The 506-nt window shown below is 36.0% G+C and carries 1 pseudogene; it reads right to left on the bottom strand.

The features are described from left to right. A pseudogene (locus tag NNN71_RS24960) lies at positions 1–423 on the bottom strand (hypothetical protein); the annotation flags it as partial. Between the last annotated feature and the right edge of the window lie 83 nt (positions 424–506).

Genomic DNA, 506 nt, shown 5'->3' with positions numbered 1-506 from the left:
GCCTTTAAGGTTATTAAAGTCAATGGTGGTGTAGAGCGTGTAAAATGATGCACATACAGCAAGTAATCCAAAAACACAGCCACAAAAAGCCCAGATTTGTGACATTTTAATGAAATATAAGTCATCTGAACTTAGTTCGCTTTTAACGCTGTCAACATAGCCGGGTATTTTTTCATCAATTCTCTCTTGTTGCACTCGACTTTGTAATTCGCTATTTGATGCTTCAAGTTGTTTTATTCTTGATACTGCTTGTTCGAGAAGCGCTTCCTTTTCAACGTTTAAACTTTCTAGGTTTTCATTTCTAAGAATCAATGTAGAGTTAAACTCTTCAACCTCCGCTAAACGGTTTGCAAACAAACGGATTTTTTCTCGATGCTGTCTTTGTTCTTTCAGGAAATCATCATCTTTGTTACTTTGATGCATTTTCCCTTGCTTAATGAATTGCCAATAGTATTTTCTGAATTCCTGAAGCTTCCCATGTTGTAATAAATTGCGCAGGTATGAAC

It is taken from the genome of Kluyvera sp. Awk 3, assembly GCF_028069715.1.
GTDB lineage: Bacteria > Pseudomonadota > Gammaproteobacteria > Enterobacterales > Enterobacteriaceae > Kluyvera > Kluyvera georgiana_A.
The sequence above is the reverse complement of the archived record's forward strand: the minus strand, read 5'-3'. Positions and strand labels throughout refer to the sequence as shown.